Genomic DNA, 20,227 nt, shown 5'->3' with positions numbered 1-20,227 from the left:
ACGAATAGATTAGGAAAATAAGAACTTCTGAAGAGCTTCGATTGACCTTGCTGCATTATATCAGTATGAGTTTGATTTTCAACAGAATATGAAAAAAGCAGCCGGACGGCTGCCTTATTTTTACTTACTCAAGTCCACCTTTCCGGTGAGCTCAGATATGTTTGAGAGTCCCTGACTTTTGGCATATTTCTCAAGCCCATCAACGATTTTAAGCGTGAGTTCCGGATCAACGAAGTTTGCCGTACCAACCTGAACTGCTGATGCGCCCACAAGGAAGAACTCCGCCGCGTCCTCCCATCTGATTATGCCGCCCATGCCTACTATGGGGATCTTCACAACTTTAGATACCTCGTGCACCATGCGCACGGCGACAGGCTTTATGGCAGGACCGCTGAGACCGCCTGTAACGTTTGATATATAAGGCTTTCTGGTATGGATATTCACAGCCATGCCCAGCAGGGTGTTTATAGCGCTGATTCCATCCGCTCCGCTGTCCTCACAGGCTTTGGCGAAGGGCTTAATATCTGTGACATTAGGTGAAAGTTTCACCAGTAAAGGTTTGTTCCTAATGGCTTTTCTGCATTCGCTCACGACCTTTGCCGTCATGGACGGGTCAGAGCCGAAGGCTATTCCGCCCTCTTTCACATTGGGGCATGAGATATTCATTTCAAGCATATCAATATCAGCGTTATCAAGAATTTCTGCCACCTGAACATATTCCTCTATGGTTTTGCCCCAGAAGTTTACGATCACTCTTGTGTCATACTTCCTTAAAAGCGGCAGTTTTTCCTTGAGAAACTTATGCACACCGACGTTCTGCAAGCCGATTGCGTTCAGCATGCCAGAGGTGGTTTCCATGATTCGGGGCATAGGGTTGCCCCTGACTTCGTTGTATGAAATCCCCTTAACGGAGATTCCGCCGAGTTTTGATATATCTATGAAGCGCGCGTACTCCAGCCCGTAGCCGAAGGTTCCGCTTGCCGTGATAACGGGGTTTTTGAATTCCACCCCGCAGATGTTTACTTTCAGTACGGACATTTCAACCTACCTGCAAACCGATTCCCAAACGACCTTTGAGCCGTCAAACACGGGTCCTTCCACACAGCACCTTTTCTGCACTGTTTCCTCTCCTTCCCTCACATAGATGATGCAGCCGAGACAGGCGCCCATGCCGCACGCCATGCGTTCATCCAGAGAGACATCCACAGGAACGCCGCCCTTGACGCAGATTTCGCTCACGGCCTGAAGCATACGCTTGGGACCGCAGGCGTAAACCCTGTCAAACCCTGCTGCGTCTTTTTCAAATGGCGCCGTCACAAGGGCTTTTTCCCCTATGCTGCCGTCATCCGTGGTGATAATGAGCTTGTCTATGTGCGGACGAAACTCATCAGCGAGGATAATATCCTCCTGATTACGCCCGCCGAAATACAGAGTAACCCTGCACCCGTCATCCTTAAGGAGCTTCGCTATCCAAAGCAGAGGGGCAATACCCACTCCGCCGGCAGCGAGAGCTATATTCTGATTTTTTACAGACTTAAAGCCGTTTCCGAGGCTGGAGGAAAACTCGATTACCGAGCCTGCGGGGCTTTCCGTCATGAGACGGGTTCCCTTACCCACAAGCATGTAAAGAAGGCGAAAGGTATTGCCCCGCACGTCCACAACCCCAAAGGGGCGCCTGAGGAGAGGGTCTGCAAGGTAGTCCTGCAAACCTGTTTTCACCATGACGAACTGACCGGGCTTTGCAGTTTGCGCAAATTCCGGCGATTCGATCTCCATCAGGCGGTATTTATCATTAAGTCTTTCATTTTTAAGGATAATTCCCTTCATATTATTTCCCGAAATATTGCTGAATCGGTTTGACTGTCATGCCTTTATGAATTTTCGACTCAATAGCGGTTACAACAGCCTGAGCCGCTTCAAGGGTTGTTGCGTAAGGCACGCTGTAGCTGAGGATCGCTCTGCGGATCGATTCGGAATCAAGCCTTGAGCGCCTTCCGGCGGGGATGTTCAGGCAGAAGCTGATCTCCCTGTTTTTCACGGCGTCCACTATGTTCGGTCTGCCTTCGCTGACCTTTTTGATGCGCTCAACCTCTATGCCGTGTCCGGCGAGGAAATCGTATGTCCCTGCTGTGGAAACAACTGTGAATCCAAGCTCCACAAACTTTTTAGCAACAGGCAGAATGCCGTCCTTGCAGGCGTCCTTAACACTGATGAACACCTTGCCTTTTTCCGGCAGCTTATTGCCAGCAGCGAGCTGAGACTTATAGAAAGCCATGCCGAAATCAGTATCAATACCCATTACTTCGCCGGTGGATTTCATTTCGGGTCCGAGAACAAGGTCTGTTCCCGGGAACTTGACGAAGGGGAAGACAGCTTCCTTAACTGTATAGTAGTCAGGATAAATTTCCTCAGTGAAGCCGAGTTCTTTCAGAGTTATACCCACCATAACCTTACTTGCGATCTTCGCCAGAGGGCGCCCGATGGTTTTACTCACATAAGGAACGGTTCTGGATGCTCTGGGGTTTACCTCAAGGATAAAGAGTTCATCCCCTTTGATCGCCCACTGAACATTCATCAGACCTATTACATTAAGTTCTTTGGATAACTTTTTGGTCTCACTGATTATTTTAGCCTGCATGTCTTTTGAGATAGTGCGCGCCGGAATGGAGCATGCGGAGTCGCCGGAGTGGATTCCCGCTTCCTCAATGTGCTGCATTATGCCGCCTATTACAACCATATCACCGTCACTCACGGAGTCCACATCCACTTCTATGGCATTTTCAAGGAACTTATCTATGAGCACAGGGTGATCGTCACTGGCTTCGACGGCGTATTTCATATAGTTCACAAGCGTTTCCCGCTCATAAACTATCTCCATCGCCCGCCCGCCGAGAACATATGAAGGGCGCACAACAACGGGATAGCCTATTCTTTCGGCTATCTCAAATGCCTGTTGGTCATTCTTCGCAATACCGTTGGGCGGTTGTTTGATGTGCAGCCGCTCTATGAGGTCTTTGAATCTCTCTCTGTCCTCAGCTATGTCAATGCTGTCGGGGGATGTGCCGAGTATCGGAACGCCCGCTTTTTCAAGGGGCACGGCGAGTTTCAGAGGTGTCTGTCCGCCGAACTGGACAATTACGCCCATGGGTTTTTCCTTCTCGACTATGTTAAGCACATGCTCTTTCGTGAGCGGCTCAAAGTACAGCCTGTCGGAGGTGTCGTAGTCCGTACTGACTGTTTCAGGGTTACAGTTCACCATGATCGTCTCGTACCCTGCCTCTTCCAAAGCGAATGACGCATGAACACAGCAGTAGTCAAACTCTATCCCCTGCCCTATCCTGTTGGGTCCGCCGCCAAGGATGATCACCTTTTTCCTGTCGGTTGGCTCCGCCTCGCACTCATCCTCAAAGGTTGAGTAAAGGTATGGAGTGTTAGACTCAAATTCTGCGGCGCAGGTATCGACTCTTTTATAAACTGCCTTGCGGCGTGAGTTTCTGATTTCGTCTTCGTTAGTTTTAAGCAGCTTCGCCAGCCTTTTGTCAGAGAAGCCTAGCTTTTTCGCTCTCTCCATCATCTCTGTGCCAAGCGCTCCCAGTGAGCCCTTAGCCTTGAGTTTTCCTTCAAACTCAATAATTTCCAGAATATTATCAAGGAACCACGGGTCAATTGCGCTGATATTGTGTATCTCTTCGGTGGTATAGCCCGCTCTGAAGGCATCCCCGATGTACCACATGCGTTTGTCTGTGGGACGGCGGAGATATTTTTCTATCTCCTCCCTTACGGACTCCTTGCCGAGATCTTCTGCGGGGAAAATTTCATCAAAGCCTGTCTTGCCTGTTTCAAGGGAATTGATAGCCTTCTGGAGAGATTCCTTAAAGGTTCTGCCGATAGACATTACCTCGCCAACGGATTTCATCTGAGTTGTCAGCCTGTCGTCCGCGCCGGGAAATTTCTCGAAGGTGAATCTGGGGAATTTCACAACACAGTAGTCTATTGTAGGCTCAAAGGAAGCCGGAGTCTTTTTGGTGATGTCATTGGGAATCTCGTCAAGAGTGTATCCCACTGCGAGCTTGGCGGCAATTTTGGCTATGGGAAAGCCTGTCGCCTTGGACGCCAGAGCGGAGCTTCTGGAAACTCTAGGGTTCATCTCAATGATTATCTGCCTTCCGTTTGCGGGGTTCACGGCGAACTGAACGTTTGAGCCGCCGGTATCCACGCCGATCTCACGCATAACCTTTATGGACGCGTTTCTGAGCTCCTGATATTCCTTATCGGTCAGGGTCTGCGCCGGAGCGACAGTGATACTGTCGCCCGTGTGAACGCCCATGGGGTCAAAGTTTTCTATGGAACAGATGATAACTACGTTGTCTTTAAGATCACGCATTACTTCAAGCTCGTATTCCTTCCACCCTAGGGCAGATTCCTCTACGAGGATTTCATGCACAGGTGAGGCTTCAAGCCCCCATTCAACATAGCTTTTGTATTCTTCTATATTGTAGGCAACGTTTCCGCCTGTTCCCCCGAGGGTGAATGACGGACGGATGATGGCGGGAAAGCCTATGTCCTCTACACAGTCCATCGCCTGCTGAAAGGTGCGTACAATGGCACTTTTAGGCATATCAAGACCGATTTTTGACATAGCTTCCTTAAAAAGCTCGCGATCCTCCGCTTTTCTGATAGCCTGAACATTCGCGCCGATGAGTTCAACCTTATGCTTGTCCAGCACGCCTGCGTCATAAGCGGCGAGAGCAAGATTAAGAGCTGTCTGTCCGCCGACGGTGGGAAGAATGGCATCGGGTTTTTCCACTTCAAGAATTTTGTCCAGAATCTCGACCGTGAGAGGTTCTATGTACGTGGCATCGGCTATTTCGGGATCTGTCATGATCGTGGCGGGGTTGGAGTTTATAAGGACAACTCTGTATCCTTCCTCCTTAAGGGCTTTTACAGCCTGTGTACCCGAATAGTCAAACTCGCAGGCCTGTCCGATTACAATGGGACCTGAACCTATAACCAAAATGGTTTTGATGTCGTTTCTTCTTGGCAACTCATCCTCCGAATATATGGGCAAAATTGGAGTTTTATATCAGAATAATCTCCCTTTTACAACACTTGAAAATCAAAAAAAATTATACAAAAAAAAGCCCCTGAAATACAGGGGCTTTTTAAGCTTCGTCACTATTTCTGACTGCACAGCAAATACAGGCAGGCTATCTTAAGTGGATCTGTCAACACATGGTTTTTTCCGTTCAGATCTTCCTTCACTATGGAGGAAAGCTGCTGGATCGAAACTCCAGCAAGCTCAGCCACCTGAGAAGAGCTGATATTTTTGCCGCGCACATCATCAAGAAGTGATTTGAGCGTGGTGGTTTTTATGTAGAACTTTATGTCATCGAAAGTTTTTATATGCTGCCTTTCCAGTTTCCGGTTGCTGGCAAAGACCCACGGCGTGTAAATGTAAGTCAGACCGAGAGCAGCGGCATGCTTGCAGAAAACCTCCTTGGCGTTAGTACATTCGCATGAAAACCGGACGGGGTCTGAATCGATTTGAAGAGTGGTGACATATGCACCGTGATTACCTTTGATTGTTCCCTTCAGCAGAGAGCCCTCAACAGAGCAGTCGATAAATTTACCGACATAATTTTCCGCCCTCTGGAGATTCAGAGGAGTGGAAATATTTCTCAGCTGTTCTTCACTAAGCTTTGGCAACTGCATCGGCGACCTCCTTAATATATAATAAAAATTTTCCCATCCATGGAAAATTTTTATACACGCTCGCGGTTTGCAAAGCAAACCTTCGCTGCGCACGGCGCGTTCCCGTCAATGGGAACGCAGGGGTTAATGAATAAGCTATCCCTTACGGGAAAACTTTATACACGCTCGCGGTTTGCAAAGCAAACCTTCGCTGCGCACGGCGCGTTCCCGTCAATGGGAACGCAGGGGTTAATGAATAAGCTATCCCTTACGGGAAAACTTTATACACGCTCGCGGTTTGCAGAGCAAACCTTCGCTGCGCACGGCGCGTTCCCGTCAGTGGGAACGCAGGGGTTAATGAATAAGCTATCCCTTACGGGAAAACTTTATACACGCTCGCGGTTTGCAGAGCAAACCTTCGCTGCGCACGGCGCGTTCCCGTCAGTGGGAACGCAGGGGTTAATGAATAAGCTATCCCTTACGGGAAAACTTTATACACGCTCGCGGTTTGCAGAGCAAACCTTCGCTGCGCACGGCGCGTTCCCGTCAGTGGGAACGCAGGGGTTAATGAATAAGCTATCCCTCACGGGAAAACTTTCTGTACACACTTGGACGGGCAAACCGCCCTATTGAACCGTCATGCTGAACGAAGTGAAGCATCTCAAGGTCAGAGATTCTTCGCTCTGCTCATAATGACCCTTTGCAGTCCGATCGTTTACCCGATGTTCAGAAAGTCAATGCCCTCCTTCCATCTGGTTTTCAGGGCTTCCAGAACTGTTTTGTTCACAGGTTTTGCCAGCTCCGGATCATCTTCAAGAAGCTCTTCCGCTTCTGCCCTTGCCCTATGTAATATTTTGACATCTTTTACGATATTTGAAAACCGAAACTGCGGTAAACCTGACTGCCTTGTGCCGAAAAAATCTCCGGGACCTCTCAGCTCAAGATCGATCTCGCTGAGTTTAAATCCGTCAGCATGCTGTTCCATGGCTTTTATGCGGGATTTGCCGTCCTCGCTTATTTGTTTTGAATAAACCAGAACGCAGTATGACTGCTCAGCACCCCTGCCCACCCTGCCTCTGAGCTGATGAAGCTGGGAGAGACCGAACCTTTCGGCATTTTCAATGACCATCACTGTGGCATCCGCAACATCCACGCCGACTTCGATAACCGTTGTGGAGACAAGGACTTTCAACCGTCCGCTTTTGAAGGCGCTCATCATCTCACGTTTTTCTTCAGCCTTCATGCGTCCGTGGAGAAGCCCTGTAATATCCCTGCCGAAGTGAGAGGCTATTTCTTCATAGCCTTCTGTAGCCGCTTTCAGAGCGAGTTTATCGCTTACATCTATCAGCGGGTAAATGAAATATGCCTTATGCCCCTTCTCCAGCTCTTTTTTCACCGAATCAAATATCCGCTGGCGGGAGCTTTCGGGAAATGCTTTTGTAATAACCGGTTTTCTTCCCGGCGGCATGGCGTCTATCACGCTTATATCAAGGTCGCCGTAGAACGTAAGCGACAGAGTGCGGGGAATAGGAGTAGCGGTCATAAGCAGAATATCAGGAGTATATCCCTTTTCCACCAGTGTTTTACGTTGTAAAACGCCGAAGCGGTGCTGTTCGTCTATCACCACGAAACCTAGCGCGGCAAACTCTGTGTCCTCCTGAATAAGAGCATGGGTTCCCACCACAAAGTTGATTTGTCCTTCTCTTATCAATTCCTTGGAAGCCTTTTTATCCTTATCCGCCGTTGAGCCTGTAAGCAGAGCAGCGGTGTATTTCGTTCCGTCCAGAAAATTCAGCAGGCTGCGGAAATGCTGCTCCGCCAAAACCTCTGTCGGAGCAATTATCGCCGCCTGACAGCCGTTTTTCACAGCGACCATAGCAGCGGTAAAGCAGACTATAGTTTTTCCGCTCCCCACATCACCCTGAACCAGCCTGTTCATCTGCTTCGGGCGCTTCATATCATTAAAAATATCCGCCAGAACCCGTTTCTGTGCGGAGGTGAGCTTGAAAGGCATCATGGACGCTATTTCTTCCAGAAACTCAGGCTTCACATCAAACGCTATGCCCGAAACCTCCTGATATGTCTTCTTTTTCAGAAGAAGCCCAAGCTGAAGGTAGAAAAGCTCCTCCATCACGAAACGCTCATAAGCCGGATGGCTGCGGGTCTGGAGTTTTCCGAGCTGACTTATATCGTCCGGATAATGCAGTGTTTTCACCGCAGAGCGTATATCGGGATATGAATATTTATCCGCAAGACGAAGCGGCAGAGTATCCGGCATATATTCCAGATAATCATGCACGGCACGGAACACGGCGGAAGCGTAAGTCTTGTGATTAACCGCAGTCGGCAAGCTGTATACGGCACGGATTTTACCTATGTCCGACTCACTTATCATTTCAGGGTGAACCATGGAATAGGAACCGTCCATCCTGCCGATATTGCCGTAAAGATGATACTTTGTGCCTATGGAAAGCCCTGATGCGGGGTAGGATTTTGAGAAATTGAACCACAATGCCGAGAAGAATCCGGCATCCGAACGGAAAACCGCCTTGTATATACGCTTTTTTCCTCTGGTGAATGTAGGTCCGTGAGTTTCCAGCACTCCGGTGAGAACTCCCTTCTCCCCTCCTTCATAGCCTATCGCCTCGTAACGGAAAGGAAAATGGAGAAGTACGTCTTCCATGGTTGTTATTCCCGCTTTTTCAAGAGCTTCCGCAGTTTTGCCGCCTATGCCCTTCACCGTTGCCACAGAGGCTTGCAGAAGAGCGGCGGTTTTTGTATTGGCGGATGCCGAAGCTATAAACATAGCTAGTTCATGAACAACAGCGTCAAGCTCCGCCAGAGAAGGCTTTTCCTTTTCCGCAGTGCGCGCGGCAAGGGCAGAAAGAGTGGGGCTGAGTTTTGCGGTGTATTCAGATACGGATAAAAGATAAGAGGTCGGACTTTTTATAAAATCCGACCTGTTTTTTCCTATTGAATTCAGGAGTTTGCGAAGATTGCCAAGCTCCATGAGCTTTCGCTATAAATAGCTGAGCACATTGGCTTCATTGGGGTTGAATATTTTATGAACATCAAGGATGATGATCATGCCGTGCCTTGTCCTCGCCACTCCGTCGATATAACCGGAGTTTGTGCCGGTGGAAGCGCCGGGCGCTTTGTCTATCACCTCGGGGTCAAGCCTGAGAACCTCGTCCACGCAATCCACCACGAAGCCGATTTTCTTCCCTTTTATGTTAACGTTGATGATTCTTGTCTGCCCGCTTTCTTCCGGAACGGCTATTCCGAGCTTTTTGCGCAGGTCAACTATAGGGATAACCTGACCGCGCAGGTTGATTATCCCCTCCACAAATGCAGGAGCCTTGGGAACCTTGGTTATGTCCATCATGCGGAGTATTTCTTCTATATCCATGATATTGATGCCGTATTTTTCGCCGCTCAGCATCAGACTGACTATCTGTCTCATTTCAGCCATGCGTAAACCTCTCAGCCCGTTTTATAAATAATAGCAGTATAAAGGCTTATTGGCAAGATAGAGGTTTTCTACACCAGAACTCCGTCTTTGGAAATTATCCTGTTCTGCTCATCCAGCTGGACAACAGTGGGCTTGAAGCCTTCAAGCTCCTTTTCATCCATCATTGCGAATGTGGCGATTATCACCCTGTCCCCCACCTGAACAAGCCTTGCGGCGGCTCCGTTAAGGCAGATCTCACCGCTGCCTCTGCGCCCTTCAAGGACATAGGTAGAAAAACGGGATCCGTTTGTTATGTTCCATATGTCAACCTTTTCAAACTCAAGTATCCCTGAGGCGTCAAGGAGATCCTTGTCGATAGTGACACTGCCTTCATAGTTGAGGTTGGCATCGGTTACCGTGGCTCTGTGGAGCTTTGCTTTAAACATATTTCTGAGCATTTACATCACCTTAAAAAGATTATTGTCTATCAGCCTCGTTTTGCCGACATAAACGGCAAGAGCTAGCAGAAAATCCCTGCTGAGATCCTTCACAGGCTTCAGTGTTTCAGGGTCTACAAACTGTGCGTAATCTATCCTTGTGTGCGGGTGGTCTTTTATAAAGCTTTCGACTATGTGCTTAACTTCGGAAACCTCGGTCTCTCCGCCTTCAATAGCCTCGTGAACAAGGGCAAATGATCTGCTGAGGCAGAGCGCCGACTTGCGTTCCTCACTGTTCAGATAAACATTGCGGGAGCTCATGGCGAGTCCGTCCGCTTCACGGACAATGGGCATGCCGATTATTTTTGTATTCATATTCAGGTCGGTCACAAATCTTTTTATAACCTGAAGCTGCTGATAATCCTTCATTCCGAAATATGCCTTGTTGGGCATAATTATATTGAGAAGTTTGGTAACAACCAGAGCCACACCGTCAAAGTGTCCGGGGCGGGAGCTTCCGCAGAGACCGTCGCTCACACCGGAAACGCTTATTGTTGTACTTGAACCTGTCGGGTACATTTCCTCTGCTGAGGGAGCAAACAAAAAGTCGACACCGGCTTTCTGAAGCATGTCCGTGTCATTTTTCATGTCTTTCGGGTAGCGTTCAAAGTCTTCCCCTGCGCCGAACTGAGTGGGGTTAACAAATATACTCACCACCACTATGTCGTTCTCCTCTCTGCATTTTTTTACAAGGCTTAAATGCCCCTCATGCAGATACCCCATTGTAGGCACAAAGCCGATTCTTTTGCCCACGCATCTGAAAATATTAATTTCTTCTCTGGACTCAGAGATTTTGGTTATGATCTTCACCCTGCACCTCAGAAGCTGTGTCCGCCGTCGGGAAAGACACCGCTTTTAACCTCTCTAACATAGTTTTCTGCGGCTTTCACCGCAACCTCTTTGAGGTTAGCATATCTTTTAACAAATTTGGGCGTAAAGTCATCAAACAAACCGAAAACATCGTGATAAACCAGTACCTGACCATCGCAGTGGACTCCTGCGCCTATCCCGATTGTCGGGATGCTCACGGCTGCGGTTATCTTTTTCGCCGTATCCGCCACAACTCCTTCTACAACAATGGAAAATGCTCCGGCTTTTTCGAGAGCCATAGCATCGGCGGCAAGCTTTTCGCTTCCGTCCTTGCCCTGAATTTTGTACCCGCCCATCACATGGACAGACTGCGGCATAAGACCTATATGCCCCATAACATTTATACCTGATTTGACAAGTCTTTCCACAAGAGGAGCTACCTCTGCACCGCCTTCAAGCTTCACAGCCTCAGCGCCGGATTCCTTGATAACACGGACACAGTTTTCGATTGCCTTTTCATGGCTCACGTTATATGTGCCGAAGGGCATGTCTGTGACAAGAAATGCTCTCTGGAGCCCTCTTTTAACTGACTTGGTATGGTAGATCATCTCATCCAGAGTGACAGGGATGGTGTTTTCATAACCGTTCATCACCATTCCGAGGGAGTCGCCCACAAGAACTATGTCAATACCTGCCTGATCGAGAATTTTGGCGGATGTATAGTCATAGGCGGTGATGCAGGATATTTTTTCATTTTCTGATTTCATTTTGCGGATGTTGGAGACAGTGATCTTCTTGATTTCTGCGTGTTTGCTCACTAAGGCACGCTCCCATGATTTTTTGCGCAGATCCGCAAACGGGAGGCTTAACGGGAGATATTGAATTGTTAAGTCTCGGTCTTTTGAGGGATCCAAGCTGAGTTACATATAAGTAGTTATGAACCGTATGTCAAGGATAAATGTAAATGGTTAAACAAGGAAGAAACAGGCAAGGCGGAGAAAACCCCGCCTCTTAATTAAGAGATATTTACCCTGCTTATTAAAAAGGAAACGGAATAAAAGGATTATTGAAATCTGTCTGCAAGACTGTTTGCTCAGTTTCCCAACATTTGACTTTTTGCCAGTCCAAGAGTTCTTCCTGTGTTAGAACAATTCGTTGTTCTCCATTGAAGCAAATACCTGATACGGCAACATGGTTTATGTAATTGATCTCGAATACTTGTTTGCCGTTATCCAAATAGGCTTTCGCTGTTCCATTCAGCAAGTTATCTGCAAAATGAAATTCACCACTTATAACCCCAGTTTTAAAATAAAACTGCTGAACTCCTTCCCTTTTGTTCTCCAACAACTGATATGAAGTATAAACCTCGCCGCTATCGTAGTATCTATGCACAATCCCGTTTGCCATACCATTTTTTAAGACGGCATCACTGATTATTATTCCGTCTTCATTGAAAATTTTCAAAACACCTTCAATTTGGTCATCCTTCAAATAAAATTCATAATTGACATTTCCGTTTGGGTGATACGCTCTAGCCTGTCCGTGCATCAATCCGTTTTTATAATAGGTTGTCAATATTAATCTCTCATACTGATCATATTTTCTGAAGATGCCTTCTCTTTTCCCAGCGCGGACTTCAGATACAAGTTTTTCTTTCTTATTGTTAACACGTTCGCAGGTACCGTTCACCTTATCCATTAGCCTGACAAATTCATCTGTTTGATTTTTTTCAATAAAAAAAAAATTTTTCTGTTCCGTTTCGGCTGCATCTCTGCCGTCGCAAACCCAAAAACGCTCGACCTTTTCCGATGCAAATAAAGATAATGATATAAAAAAAAAGAATACTGCAAACAATGCTTTCATGTTAAACCTCCTAATAATCTTCCAAATCAATCACTGTGTATACATTAATCGCACCCGTAGGACAGGCGTCCTCACATTTTCCACAAGCATTACAGGCACCACGGTCAACAACCTCGGCTTTTTCTTCTGAAAGTGATAATACATTATAGTTACATTCATTTATACAAACACTGCAACCAATACAAATGCTCGTAGTGATTGAAATAAAAACAAAGCTGGGAGTAGGTGTACTTGGTTGAGGATCAGGTTGAGGAAGAGGATTGGGCAATGGAGCGTTGTTATCTTCGTCTTCATCCTGAAAAAGCTTTTTAATCGTTTCCAAATGCAGATGCTTTAATTTGAAGTTCTTCTGAAGTTTTTTCTCTCATAACAACCTCGCATGAGAAATCCTAAACGAACAGGAATTGATAATTATTCAGGATTTACAAATATTTTGCGGGAACTTATTTGAAAAATAAGAACTTCTGAGGAGTTTCGATTCACCGATTAATTCAATGATAACATACTTAACCTGATGTGCAAGAAAATTTGAAAGTGATAATCAGATTATATGGTTTTTGAGATTCTTCACCGGAAGCATTGCTGTGTCACTGCGAGGAGCGCAGCGACGCGGCAGTCTCTGAATATACTGAGAGATTGCTTCACAATTTCATGGTTCGCAATGACACAAACGCTCCCAAGGATGGGAGCGCGCCGTGCGAAACGAAGGGCGGTTAAACCGTCCGCGAGCGTGTATCACAAATTCCCATGAATGGGGAATTTGTGATTATCAAAACGACGGCGGCGTATCCACCCAGAAGGCTTTTGCCGGCTTGTCCGTTCTGTTGCGTATCCTGTGCGGAAGATTTGAGCTGAAATATATGGATTCGCCCTGTTTAATTTTATATTCTTCCGTACCGATAACCACAACTATTTCACCTTCAAGGACAAAACCAAACTCCTCGCCCACGTGGTGATAGCTGTCTGTTCCGGTTTCGGAGTAAGGCTCAAGCTCGATTATGATCGGCTCAAGTTTTCTGTTAACAACTTTTGAGGCGGGAAAAGTCATAGTTATGCTCTTGTTTTTGAGCACATTGTAATCCTCATTAGAAAATGTGTTAACAATATTGCGTTCGTCTTCAAAAAGCTCGCTGATTGTGGTACCGAGCGCATAACAGATTTTCTTAAGAGAGGCAATGGAAGGCGAGTTTTTACCGTTTTCTATCTGACTGATAAAACTTTTGGTAAATCCGGTCTTCTGTGAAATGTCCTCCAGCGTAAGCCCCAGTCGTTTTCTGATGTCCCTCAGCTTGGTTCCGTATCCCATTAATAACCCCTGAATCTGATTTAATAATTATCCCTATTTCTATTATATATTAAACAGAGAAGTTTATGTCAAGTTATTTATTAACAGCGTTCTTATAAAAATATTCATTAGAGTAAGTCAGTTACGAAATAAGTATATTTAACAGATGCGCGATTTTGAGTGCAATGTTATATTAACAGAACAGACGAAACGGGATAATTCATAGTGTTTCAGGAGGTTACACGGTGGACAACATGATTGCCAGACTCAATAAAGGCACAACAAAGGGTAAAAAAGTTTTTATAGCTGACAATGCGGTTGTTATAGGGGATGTCACGCTGGGGGATGATTCCAGCATATGGTACAATGTTGTTCTCAGGGGGGACGTGGAGAGGATCGAAATCGGCGGATGCACAAATGTGCAGGACGGAAGCGTAATCCATGTAACCAAGGACAAATATCCGACTATCCTCAAAGACTGCGTAACCATAGGGCACAGTGTAACCCTTCATGGATGCACAATTGAAAATAATGTGCTGGTGGGAATAGGCTCAATCATTCTCGATAACTCAGTGATAGGTGAAAACAGCATAGTAGCCGCCGGAAGTCTTGTCCCGCCTAACAAAACCTATGAACCCGGTTCACTCATAATGGGAAGCCCCGCGAAGGCAATCAAAAAGCTTTCGGATGCGGAGATTCAAAGTATACGAGATTACGCCGACAGATATGTGATGTATAAAAACGTTTATCTGGACAGAAAATAAAAGCGGGGTCAAAGCCCCGCTGGTTTCTTTTATTGGGGAACTACTCTGATTCTGGAAACATTACCGGCTATTCCGCAGTTTATGACACAAAATCCTGAGTTATCATGCCATTCATATCCGAGGGTTTCGGAATCCGGATTATGGGAGGTTTCCAAATCATTTATACATATATTATCGGTAACGGTATCACCTATTACAAGCCTGCCCCACTGCTGGTCAGTGTCTCCGTCAGGATCATTGTAAACATACACATGGGTATCTTTTGCTCCCTTGTAAATCAGCACGGATTTTGCAGCATCGTTCCTGCATTCGGGGGAATCAGTGCAGTCTCTGGTTATGCTTTCAGAGCTTCTGAACCCTCCGGCGATTCCGCCTTCGCAGTTATAATCATCATAAAAAACAATATTATACGGGTCATACTGTTCTGAGGATGTTCCCACATTGAGACCGGATACTTTGCCGTCCAGACCGTTCATTTCGTGATAGGTCATAGTTATCCCGTTTCCAAACTCTTCGACTAAAAGAGCATTCTCCGGCTCAAGGGTGTTTATACAGTAATCCTGCTCAAGCTCTTCGCCGACATGTATCCTTGTCCAGTCATCCAGATGGTGATGGTCAGCATTGTCATACAGGGCAATGGCAGTATCAGCCTGTAAACCGGCATAAAGCTTTACAGATTTTGCGGAATCATTTTCGCAAATACCTGCGGAAGAGCATTTTACACTGCCGTTTTTGTGCCTGCTGCTGAATGCTCCTTTCTCTTCACCTGTACAGTTGTTGCCGTCATAAAAAACTATATCTTTTACATCAGTATAATACTGTTTATTCGTCAGAATACCGTCCAAAATATCAAGCTTGTGTTCAGTTTCCATTATATCTGTCGAACACATATTCGGAAAATTTTCCGTATGCCTGCCGTGAAAAACAGACTGAGTGAACGGAGCGCCGAATAAAATCTGTCTCTGTACGGCTACAGTACCGTCCGAATCAGTGTCTGAGCTTGGTTCCAAAGCTCCGCCCCCATCAGAAAGCCTTGTATCGCCGCAATGGAATCTGAAAGCAAGCAAAGAAATTTTCCTGCCGTCCACAGACATTGAAGAATAAGGATGCGTTATATTGAACTGCTGCATCTGCTCTATTCCGAGACTTATTGCTCCGTTATCAAGAGGGCTGTAGCTTCCGCCCAATCCTCCGAACATATCGCCCCCGTGCGGCGAGGCTATTGTGTATACCTTATGGATCTTTCGCGCAGCCATATAAAACTCATCATCAGGGAATGCCTGTCTGCTGTTTCCCATTGTCACGACATAGCGGAGATCCAGTCCGCCCATGCTGTGCCCGACAGCAATCAGAGAGTCATCACTTACATTATCCAGTGATGCAATATAGTGCGCCAGTTCTCCGCCTCTTTGTTCGATGGATTCATTGTATGTAACACTGGTGCGATAAGTCTTCCAGTCCGGATAGCTATCATGGATATAATCAACATATGTATCCCATGCAATATTACTGTCATGGTAACCATGGGCAAAAAGAATATTGGAGACATGGTTCGCATGACCTAAAATCAGTTCAGAGGATTGTTCAGGCTCCCCAGTAACACCGCTTCCGTTTCCGCCGCATGAAAGAACCGTCACGGAGATCAGGCTTAAAATCAAGTATTTTATCACAATAACACCTTCCTACTGATAATAAGTATCATATTAATTCTTTATATCTGAAGATGCAATCTTAAGCAAGCATTGGTGTCATAAAAAAAGCCGTACCCTTCGGGGAGTACGGCTTTTTTGTATTCTGTTTTTTTTAAGCTCTTATTTGCCGTCAAAGAGTGACCAAGGTCCTCTGTTGCGAGAGAATTTCTCAGCCTTGTCCTTGTCTGCGGCGGGAACATCTTTCATGATGTCAAATACCTGACCGGGGAAAATGAGGTCGGGATCTTTGATTGCCGCTTCGTTAGCCCAGTATATAATCGGCCACATAAAGGGGTTCATGTACTTGGCTTTGGAAATGTTCCAAAGGTTGTCGCCTCTTATAACTGTGTACTTCTCTGAAGCAGGCGCAGTTGATTCGGCTTTCATCTCAGTCTGAGAAGCAGCCATTTCTGCGGCTTTAGCAGCGGCGTATTCTTCCTCAGCATTTTTAAGGTCGTCATTCGCCTGAGCTATGAGAGCGAGAGCTTCCTCGCCTTTGCATTTGTCTGCAAGTTCTTTAGCTTTGCTATACTTATCAACGGCAGCCTTATATGACGGAAGGTCATATTTTTCGCCGTTCTCTTTATATCTGTCGATATTCGCTTTGAGAGCGGCAAGTTCAGCCTGAACTTTCGCATCAGTAGCTTTGTAAGCATCGGCATTAGCTTTAGCTTTTTCAAAATCGGCTATTGCAGAAAGCAGATCTGCTTTTGCTGATTCGTAAAGCTCGCCTTTTTTACCGCCTTTCTCAGCTTCGTCCATTTTTCTCTGAGCGGCTTCAAGCTTAGCTTTAGCTTCAAGATACTCGGGAAGCTGGCACTTCTCGGCACCGCTGTCCTTAGCTGCCTGCATGGCCGTCTTGGCCTGATCGAGTTCCTGAACAGGCGGTTTGCTGCATCCGGCAAGAGCGAAAGCAGAAAGCACCACAATCAGGAGCAGAAGTCTGTAGGTCTTCATACGGAATCCTCCCTTTTTCTTCATTATTTATTAAGATAACACCTTTTTAGGCTAACACAACCCCAAAGGTCTGTCAAACCAATGACAGTTAAATCTTCTATTTGTTCTCAGCAATCTCAAATTTCATGTAAAGCTCTTTGAGCTGTTTATCATCGATGAAACTCGGAGCATCGCTCATGAGGCATGTGGCTTTCTGGGTTTTCGGGAAAGCTATAACATCCCTGATAGATGTGGATTTTGTGAGGATAGTGGCTATCCTGTCCACTCCGAAGGCGATACCGCCGTGGGGCGGTGTGCCGTATTTAAGCGCATCAATGAAAAAGCCGAACTTATATGTTCTTTCCTCTTCGGTGAGACCAAGGGTGGAGAACATTTTCTCCTGAACATCGCTTCTGTGAATCCTGATGCTTCCGCCGCCGATCTCCGAACCGTTAAGAACAAGGTCATAGGCTTTCGCGCGCATTTTGCCCGGGTCTGTATCGAACAGAGGCACATCTTCGTCAAGGGGTGATGTGAACGGGTGGTGCATAGCGGCGAAGCGTTTGTTTTCCGCATCCCACTCAAGCAGCGGGAAGTCAAGAACCCACACGAAGGAGTGCTTATCCCTGTCAATGAGTCCGAGCATAGCGCCGACTTTAAGCCTGAGCTTGGAGAGATACAGGTTAACGGTATATTTGTCACCGGCGCCGAAGAATATAATATCTCCGGGCTTGCCGTTCATCTCTTTAACTACAGCGGCGGCGACATCCTCTCCGAGAAACTTGACTATGGGAGACTGAAGTCCGTCCTCGTTGACTTTTATATAAGCCAGACCGCCGGCACCGAGTGAAACTACAAAGTCGGTAAGATCATCAATATCTTTTCTGGAGAAAGTCTTGCCGGCGCCTATGGCGTTAACCGCTTTTACGCAGCCGTTTTTCTCTACAGCTTCGTTAAATACTTTAAATCCGCATCCTTTGACAGTGTCGTTTATGGTTTTGAGATAGAGCTCAAAACGTGTGTCGGGAGCGTCGTGACCGTATTTTTCCATAGCCTCGTCATAGCTGATGGTGGGAAAGCCTTTTTCAAGCTTAATACCCATAACCTTGTCGAAAATGGTTATGAAAAGCTCCTCCATTATGTTCATGAGGTCATTAGAGTCTATAAAGGACATTTCAATGTCAAGCTGAGTGAATTCGGGCTGTCTGTCCGCTCTGAGGTCTTCGTCACGGAAGCATCTTACAACCTGAAAATAACGCTCGAAGCCGGCAATCATAAGAAGCTGCTTAAACATCTGGGGAGACTGAGGCAAAGCGTAGCATTTACCGGGGTTTACCCTGCTGGGAACAAGATAGTCTCTGGCGCCTTCGGGTGTGCTTTTTGTGAGAAAAGGCGTTTCAACGTCTATAAACCCTTTGGAGTAAAGAAATTCTCTCATTGTTTTGGTCAATTTATGTCTTGTGATCAGGTTGCTTTTCAGTTCGGGTCTTCTCAGGTCGAGATAACGGTATTTCAGCCTTACGTCTTCGCTGACGTTGCTGTATTCATCAAGCATGAAGGGCGGAACAATGGATGTGTTGAGTATCTTAAGCTCTTCAACATTCACTTCCACTTCGCCTGTGGGGAGTTTTTCATTAAGGGAGCCGTCGGGTCTGCTCGCAACTTCGCCCTTTATAGCTATAACAAACTCGCTTCTGAGGTTCTCCGCTTTTTCATGAACGGCTTTATTGAGTTCAGGGCTCATAACGATCTGAGTTATGCCTTCTCTGTCTCTGAGATCCACGAATATAACGCCGCCGTGGTCTCTTCTTCTCTGAACCCACCCCATGAGGGTAACCTTTTTTCCTATATCTGACGCTCTGAGAGCATTACAATCGTGCGTCCGTCTCCAGTCGCCAAGGTTTGAAACCAAGTGGTCCTCCTGCTTAAAGTTTATTTTGGATATAATCGGCAACCGCGTCAAGCTTAACGGAGGTCTGTTCGCCTGTTTCCATATTTTTTACGGAAACTTCGCCCCTGTTCATTTCATCATCCCCCAGTATGAGGGTGAAGCGTGCGCCTGACGAATCAGCCGATTTAATCTGTTTTTTCATGGCGCGGAAGGCGTAATCAATCTCAGCTATAATCGACCTTTCCCTGAAATTCTTTACCAGTTCCGCACACTTTATGTCCGAAATATCTTTAAAGGCGATGATGAAAACATCCGCCCCTTTGTCTTTAACATTATCCTTCTGCATGGCAAGCGCCACAAGCCTGTCTATGCCGAGGGCGAAGCCTATTCCCGGCACTTCCGGTCCGCCGAGGAGCTTTATAAGCCCGTCATACCTGCCGCCCCCGCCAACGGCGTTCTGTGAGCCGAGATGGTTTGTAACCATTTCAAAGGCTGTGCGGATATAGTAGTCCAGCCCCCGAACCATCATCTTATTTATATTATACTCCACACCGAAGGCGGTGAGGTATTTTTTTACATCTGAAAAATGAGTTTCACATTCCCCGCAAAGATAATCAAGCATCACGGGAGCGCCCTTAGTGATCGCTTGGCAAGTCTCCACCTTACAGTCAAGGATACGCATAGGATTTTTGCCCAGCCTGCGCTTGCAGTCCTCACAAAGGCTTTCCTGATGAGCTTCAAAGTACCCAACGAGCTTTCCGTAATACGCGGGTCTGCATTCGGGACACCCGATAGAGTTGATCTCCATCGTCACCATATCGCCTATGCCTGTTTTATCGGCAAGGGTTTTCAGAAGATAGATGACTTCCGCGTCCGCCGCCGCTCCATCCGCTCCGAAAACCTCCACGCCTGCCTGATAAAACTGGCGGAAACGTCCTTTCTGAGGGCGTTCCCTGCGGAACATGGGACCAATGTAATAGTATTTCTTAACCGAGGGGGGGTTGTAGAGCTTGTTCTCCACATAGGCACGCACGAGTGACGCTGTTCCTTCAGGACGGAGAGCTACCATTGTATCGTCCCTGTCCTTGAAGGCGAACATCTCCTTCTCGACTATGTCCGTGGTATCGCCTATGCCTCTGTGGAAAACATCAGCGCGTTCAAGTACAGGGAGAATAAATTCCCTGAAATTGAATGTATTAAACGTTTCCTTGAAAATTCTTTCTATTCTTTCCCAATATACAGCCTCTTCGCCGTATATGTCTCTGAATCCTTTGACCCTGCTGAACAAAACTACCTCCGCATAAGAATACAGATATATTCCAAATCATGCGGACAGTCAATAAATTTA

General features: G+C 46.6%; 17 protein-coding genes. 1 reads left to right on the top strand and 16 read right to left on the bottom strand.

Going from position 1 to position 20,227, the window contains the following annotated elements:
* Positions 1-120 precede the first annotated feature (120 nt).
* From EP073_RS07655 to EP073_RS07600, 12 genes are all read right to left on the bottom strand, one after another.
* A complete protein-coding gene (locus EP073_RS07655) occupies positions 121-1,038 on the bottom strand; it encodes a dihydroorotate dehydrogenase (protein ID WP_128466565.1) in 918 nt (305 codons plus the stop codon).
* Positions 1,039-1,044: 6 nt separating this feature from the next.
* Positions 1,045-1,827 carry a dihydroorotate dehydrogenase electron transfer subunit gene (locus EP073_RS07650; protein WP_128466564.1) on the bottom strand — a complete coding sequence of 261 codons (783 nt, stop codon included), beginning with the start codon at positions 1,825-1,827 and terminating at the stop codon, positions 1,045-1,047.
* A 1-nt stretch (position 1,828) separates the two neighbouring features.
* Positions 1,829-5,044: a carbamoyl-phosphate synthase large subunit gene (gene carB / locus EP073_RS07645; protein WP_128466563.1), complete on the bottom strand. Its 3,216-nt coding sequence runs from the start codon at positions 5,042-5,044 to the stop codon at positions 1,829-1,831.
* A 131-nt stretch (positions 5,045-5,175) separates the two neighbouring features.
* Positions 5,176-5,712 (bottom strand): SWIM zinc finger family protein, encoded by a 537-nt coding sequence (locus EP073_RS07640; RefSeq protein ID WP_128466562.1) that lies wholly within the window; start codon positions 5,710-5,712, stop codon positions 5,176-5,178.
* Positions 5,713-6,406: 694 nt separating this feature from the next.
* Complete coding sequence (gene recG, locus EP073_RS07635) at positions 6,407-8,701, bottom strand: ATP-dependent DNA helicase RecG (RefSeq protein ID WP_128466561.1); 2,295 nt, start codon at positions 8,699-8,701, stop codon at positions 6,407-6,409.
* A gap of 9 nt (positions 8,702-8,710) precedes the next feature.
* Complete coding sequence (locus EP073_RS07630) at positions 8,711-9,163, bottom strand: chemotaxis protein CheW (RefSeq protein WP_128466560.1); 453 nt, start codon at positions 9,161-9,163, stop codon at positions 8,711-8,713.
* Between the two features lie 68 nt (positions 9,164-9,231).
* Entirely contained in the window at positions 9,232-9,600 is a 369-nt protein-coding gene (gene panD / locus EP073_RS07625) for an aspartate 1-decarboxylase (protein ID WP_128466559.1), read from the bottom strand.
* Positions 9,601-10,449, bottom strand: a complete 849-nt coding sequence (gene panC / locus EP073_RS07620; RefSeq protein ID WP_128466558.1) for a pantoate--beta-alanine ligase — start codon at positions 10,447-10,449, stop codon at positions 9,601-9,603.
* Between the two features lie 8 nt (positions 10,450-10,457).
* Complete coding sequence (panB, locus tag EP073_RS07615; protein WP_128466557.1) at positions 10,458-11,267, bottom strand: 3-methyl-2-oxobutanoate hydroxymethyltransferase; 810 nt, start codon at positions 11,265-11,267, stop codon at positions 10,458-10,460.
* A 220-nt stretch (positions 11,268-11,487) separates the two neighbouring features.
* On the bottom strand, positions 11,488-12,312 hold the full coding sequence (locus tag EP073_RS07610; RefSeq protein ID WP_128466556.1) for a toxin-antitoxin system YwqK family antitoxin: 825 nt from the start codon (positions 12,310-12,312) through the stop codon (positions 11,488-11,490).
* A 10-nt stretch (positions 12,313-12,322) separates the two neighbouring features.
* A complete protein-coding gene (locus tag EP073_RS13900; protein WP_206617451.1) occupies positions 12,323-12,634 on the bottom strand; it encodes an ATP-binding protein in 312 nt (103 codons plus the stop codon).
* 447 nt (positions 12,635-13,081) lie between these two features.
* Complete coding sequence (locus tag EP073_RS07600) at positions 13,082-13,618, bottom strand: cupin domain-containing protein (RefSeq protein WP_128466555.1); 537 nt, start codon at positions 13,616-13,618, stop codon at positions 13,082-13,084.
* Positions 13,619-13,851: 233 nt separating this feature from the next.
* Here EP073_RS07600 and EP073_RS07595 point away from each other — a divergent pair, with 233 nt between their 5' ends.
* Positions 13,852-14,361 (top strand): gamma carbonic anhydrase family protein, encoded by a 510-nt coding sequence (locus tag EP073_RS07595; protein ID WP_128467794.1) that lies wholly within the window; start codon positions 13,852-13,854, stop codon positions 14,359-14,361.
* 29 nt (positions 14,362-14,390) lie between these two features.
* On the opposite strand, the gene EP073_RS07590 is transcribed toward EP073_RS07595, so the two are convergent.
* The 4 genes from EP073_RS07590 to hisS form a co-directional block, all read right to left on the bottom strand.
* Positions 14,391-16,031 carry an esterase/lipase family protein gene (locus tag EP073_RS07590; RefSeq protein ID WP_128466554.1) on the bottom strand — a complete coding sequence of 547 codons (1,641 nt, stop codon included), beginning with the start codon at positions 16,029-16,031 and terminating at the stop codon, positions 14,391-14,393.
* A gap of 141 nt (positions 16,032-16,172) precedes the next feature.
* Positions 16,173-17,009: a DUF4398 domain-containing protein gene (locus tag EP073_RS07585; RefSeq protein WP_164885306.1), complete on the bottom strand. Its 837-nt coding sequence runs from the start codon at positions 17,007-17,009 to the stop codon at positions 16,173-16,175.
* Positions 17,010-17,106: 97 nt separating this feature from the next.
* Entirely contained in the window at positions 17,107-18,900 is a 1,794-nt protein-coding gene (aspS, locus tag EP073_RS07580; RefSeq protein ID WP_128466552.1) for an aspartate--tRNA ligase, read from the bottom strand.
* A 13-nt stretch (positions 18,901-18,913) separates the two neighbouring features.
* Positions 18,914-20,167, bottom strand: a complete 1,254-nt coding sequence (hisS, locus tag EP073_RS07575; protein WP_128466551.1) for a histidine--tRNA ligase — start codon at positions 20,165-20,167, stop codon at positions 18,914-18,916.
* Positions 20,168-20,227: the final 60 nt, after the last annotated feature.

It is taken from the genome of Geovibrio thiophilus, assembly GCF_004087915.1.
Classification (GTDB): Bacteria; Chrysiogenota; Deferribacteres; order Deferribacterales; family Geovibrionaceae; genus Geovibrio; species Geovibrio thiophilus.
This window is presented reverse-complemented; position numbering and strand designations above follow the sequence as displayed.

What these genes read in the sequence shown, in the direction of transcription:
- EP073_RS07655 (WP_128466565.1), bottom strand. Translation starts at nt 1,038, where the DNA reads ATGTCCGTACTGAAAGTAAACATCTGCGGGGTGGAATTCAAAAACCCC.
- EP073_RS07650 (WP_128466564.1), bottom strand. Translation starts at nt 1,827, where the DNA reads ATGAAGGGAATTATCCTTAAAAATGAAAGACTTAATGATAAATACCGC.
- EP073_RS07640 (WP_128466562.1), bottom strand. Translation starts at nt 5,712, where the DNA reads ATGCAGTTGCCAAAGCTTAGTGAAGAACAGCTGAGAAATATTTCCACT.
- recG (WP_128466561.1), bottom strand. Translation starts at nt 8,701, where the DNA reads ATGGAGCTTGGCAATCTTCGCAAACTCCTGAATTCAATAGGAAAAAAC.
- EP073_RS07630 (WP_128466560.1), bottom strand. Translation starts at nt 9,163, where the DNA reads ATGGCTGAAATGAGACAGATAGTCAGTCTGATGCTGAGCGGCGAAAAA.
- panD (WP_128466559.1), bottom strand. Translation starts at nt 9,600, where the DNA reads ATGCTCAGAAATATGTTTAAAGCAAAGCTCCACAGAGCCACGGTAACC.
- EP073_RS07610 (WP_128466556.1), bottom strand. Translation starts at nt 12,312, where the DNA reads ATGAAAGCATTGTTTGCAGTATTCTTTTTTTTTATATCATTATCTTTA.
- EP073_RS07600 (WP_128466555.1), bottom strand. Translation starts at nt 13,618, where the DNA reads ATGGGATACGGAACCAAGCTGAGGGACATCAGAAAACGACTGGGGCTT.
- EP073_RS07595 (WP_128467794.1), top strand. Translation starts at nt 13,852, where the DNA reads ATGATTGCCAGACTCAATAAAGGCACAACAAAGGGTAAAAAAGTTTTT.
- EP073_RS07585 (WP_164885306.1), bottom strand. Translation starts at nt 17,009, where the DNA reads ATGAAGACCTACAGACTTCTGCTCCTGATTGTGGTGCTTTCTGCTTTC.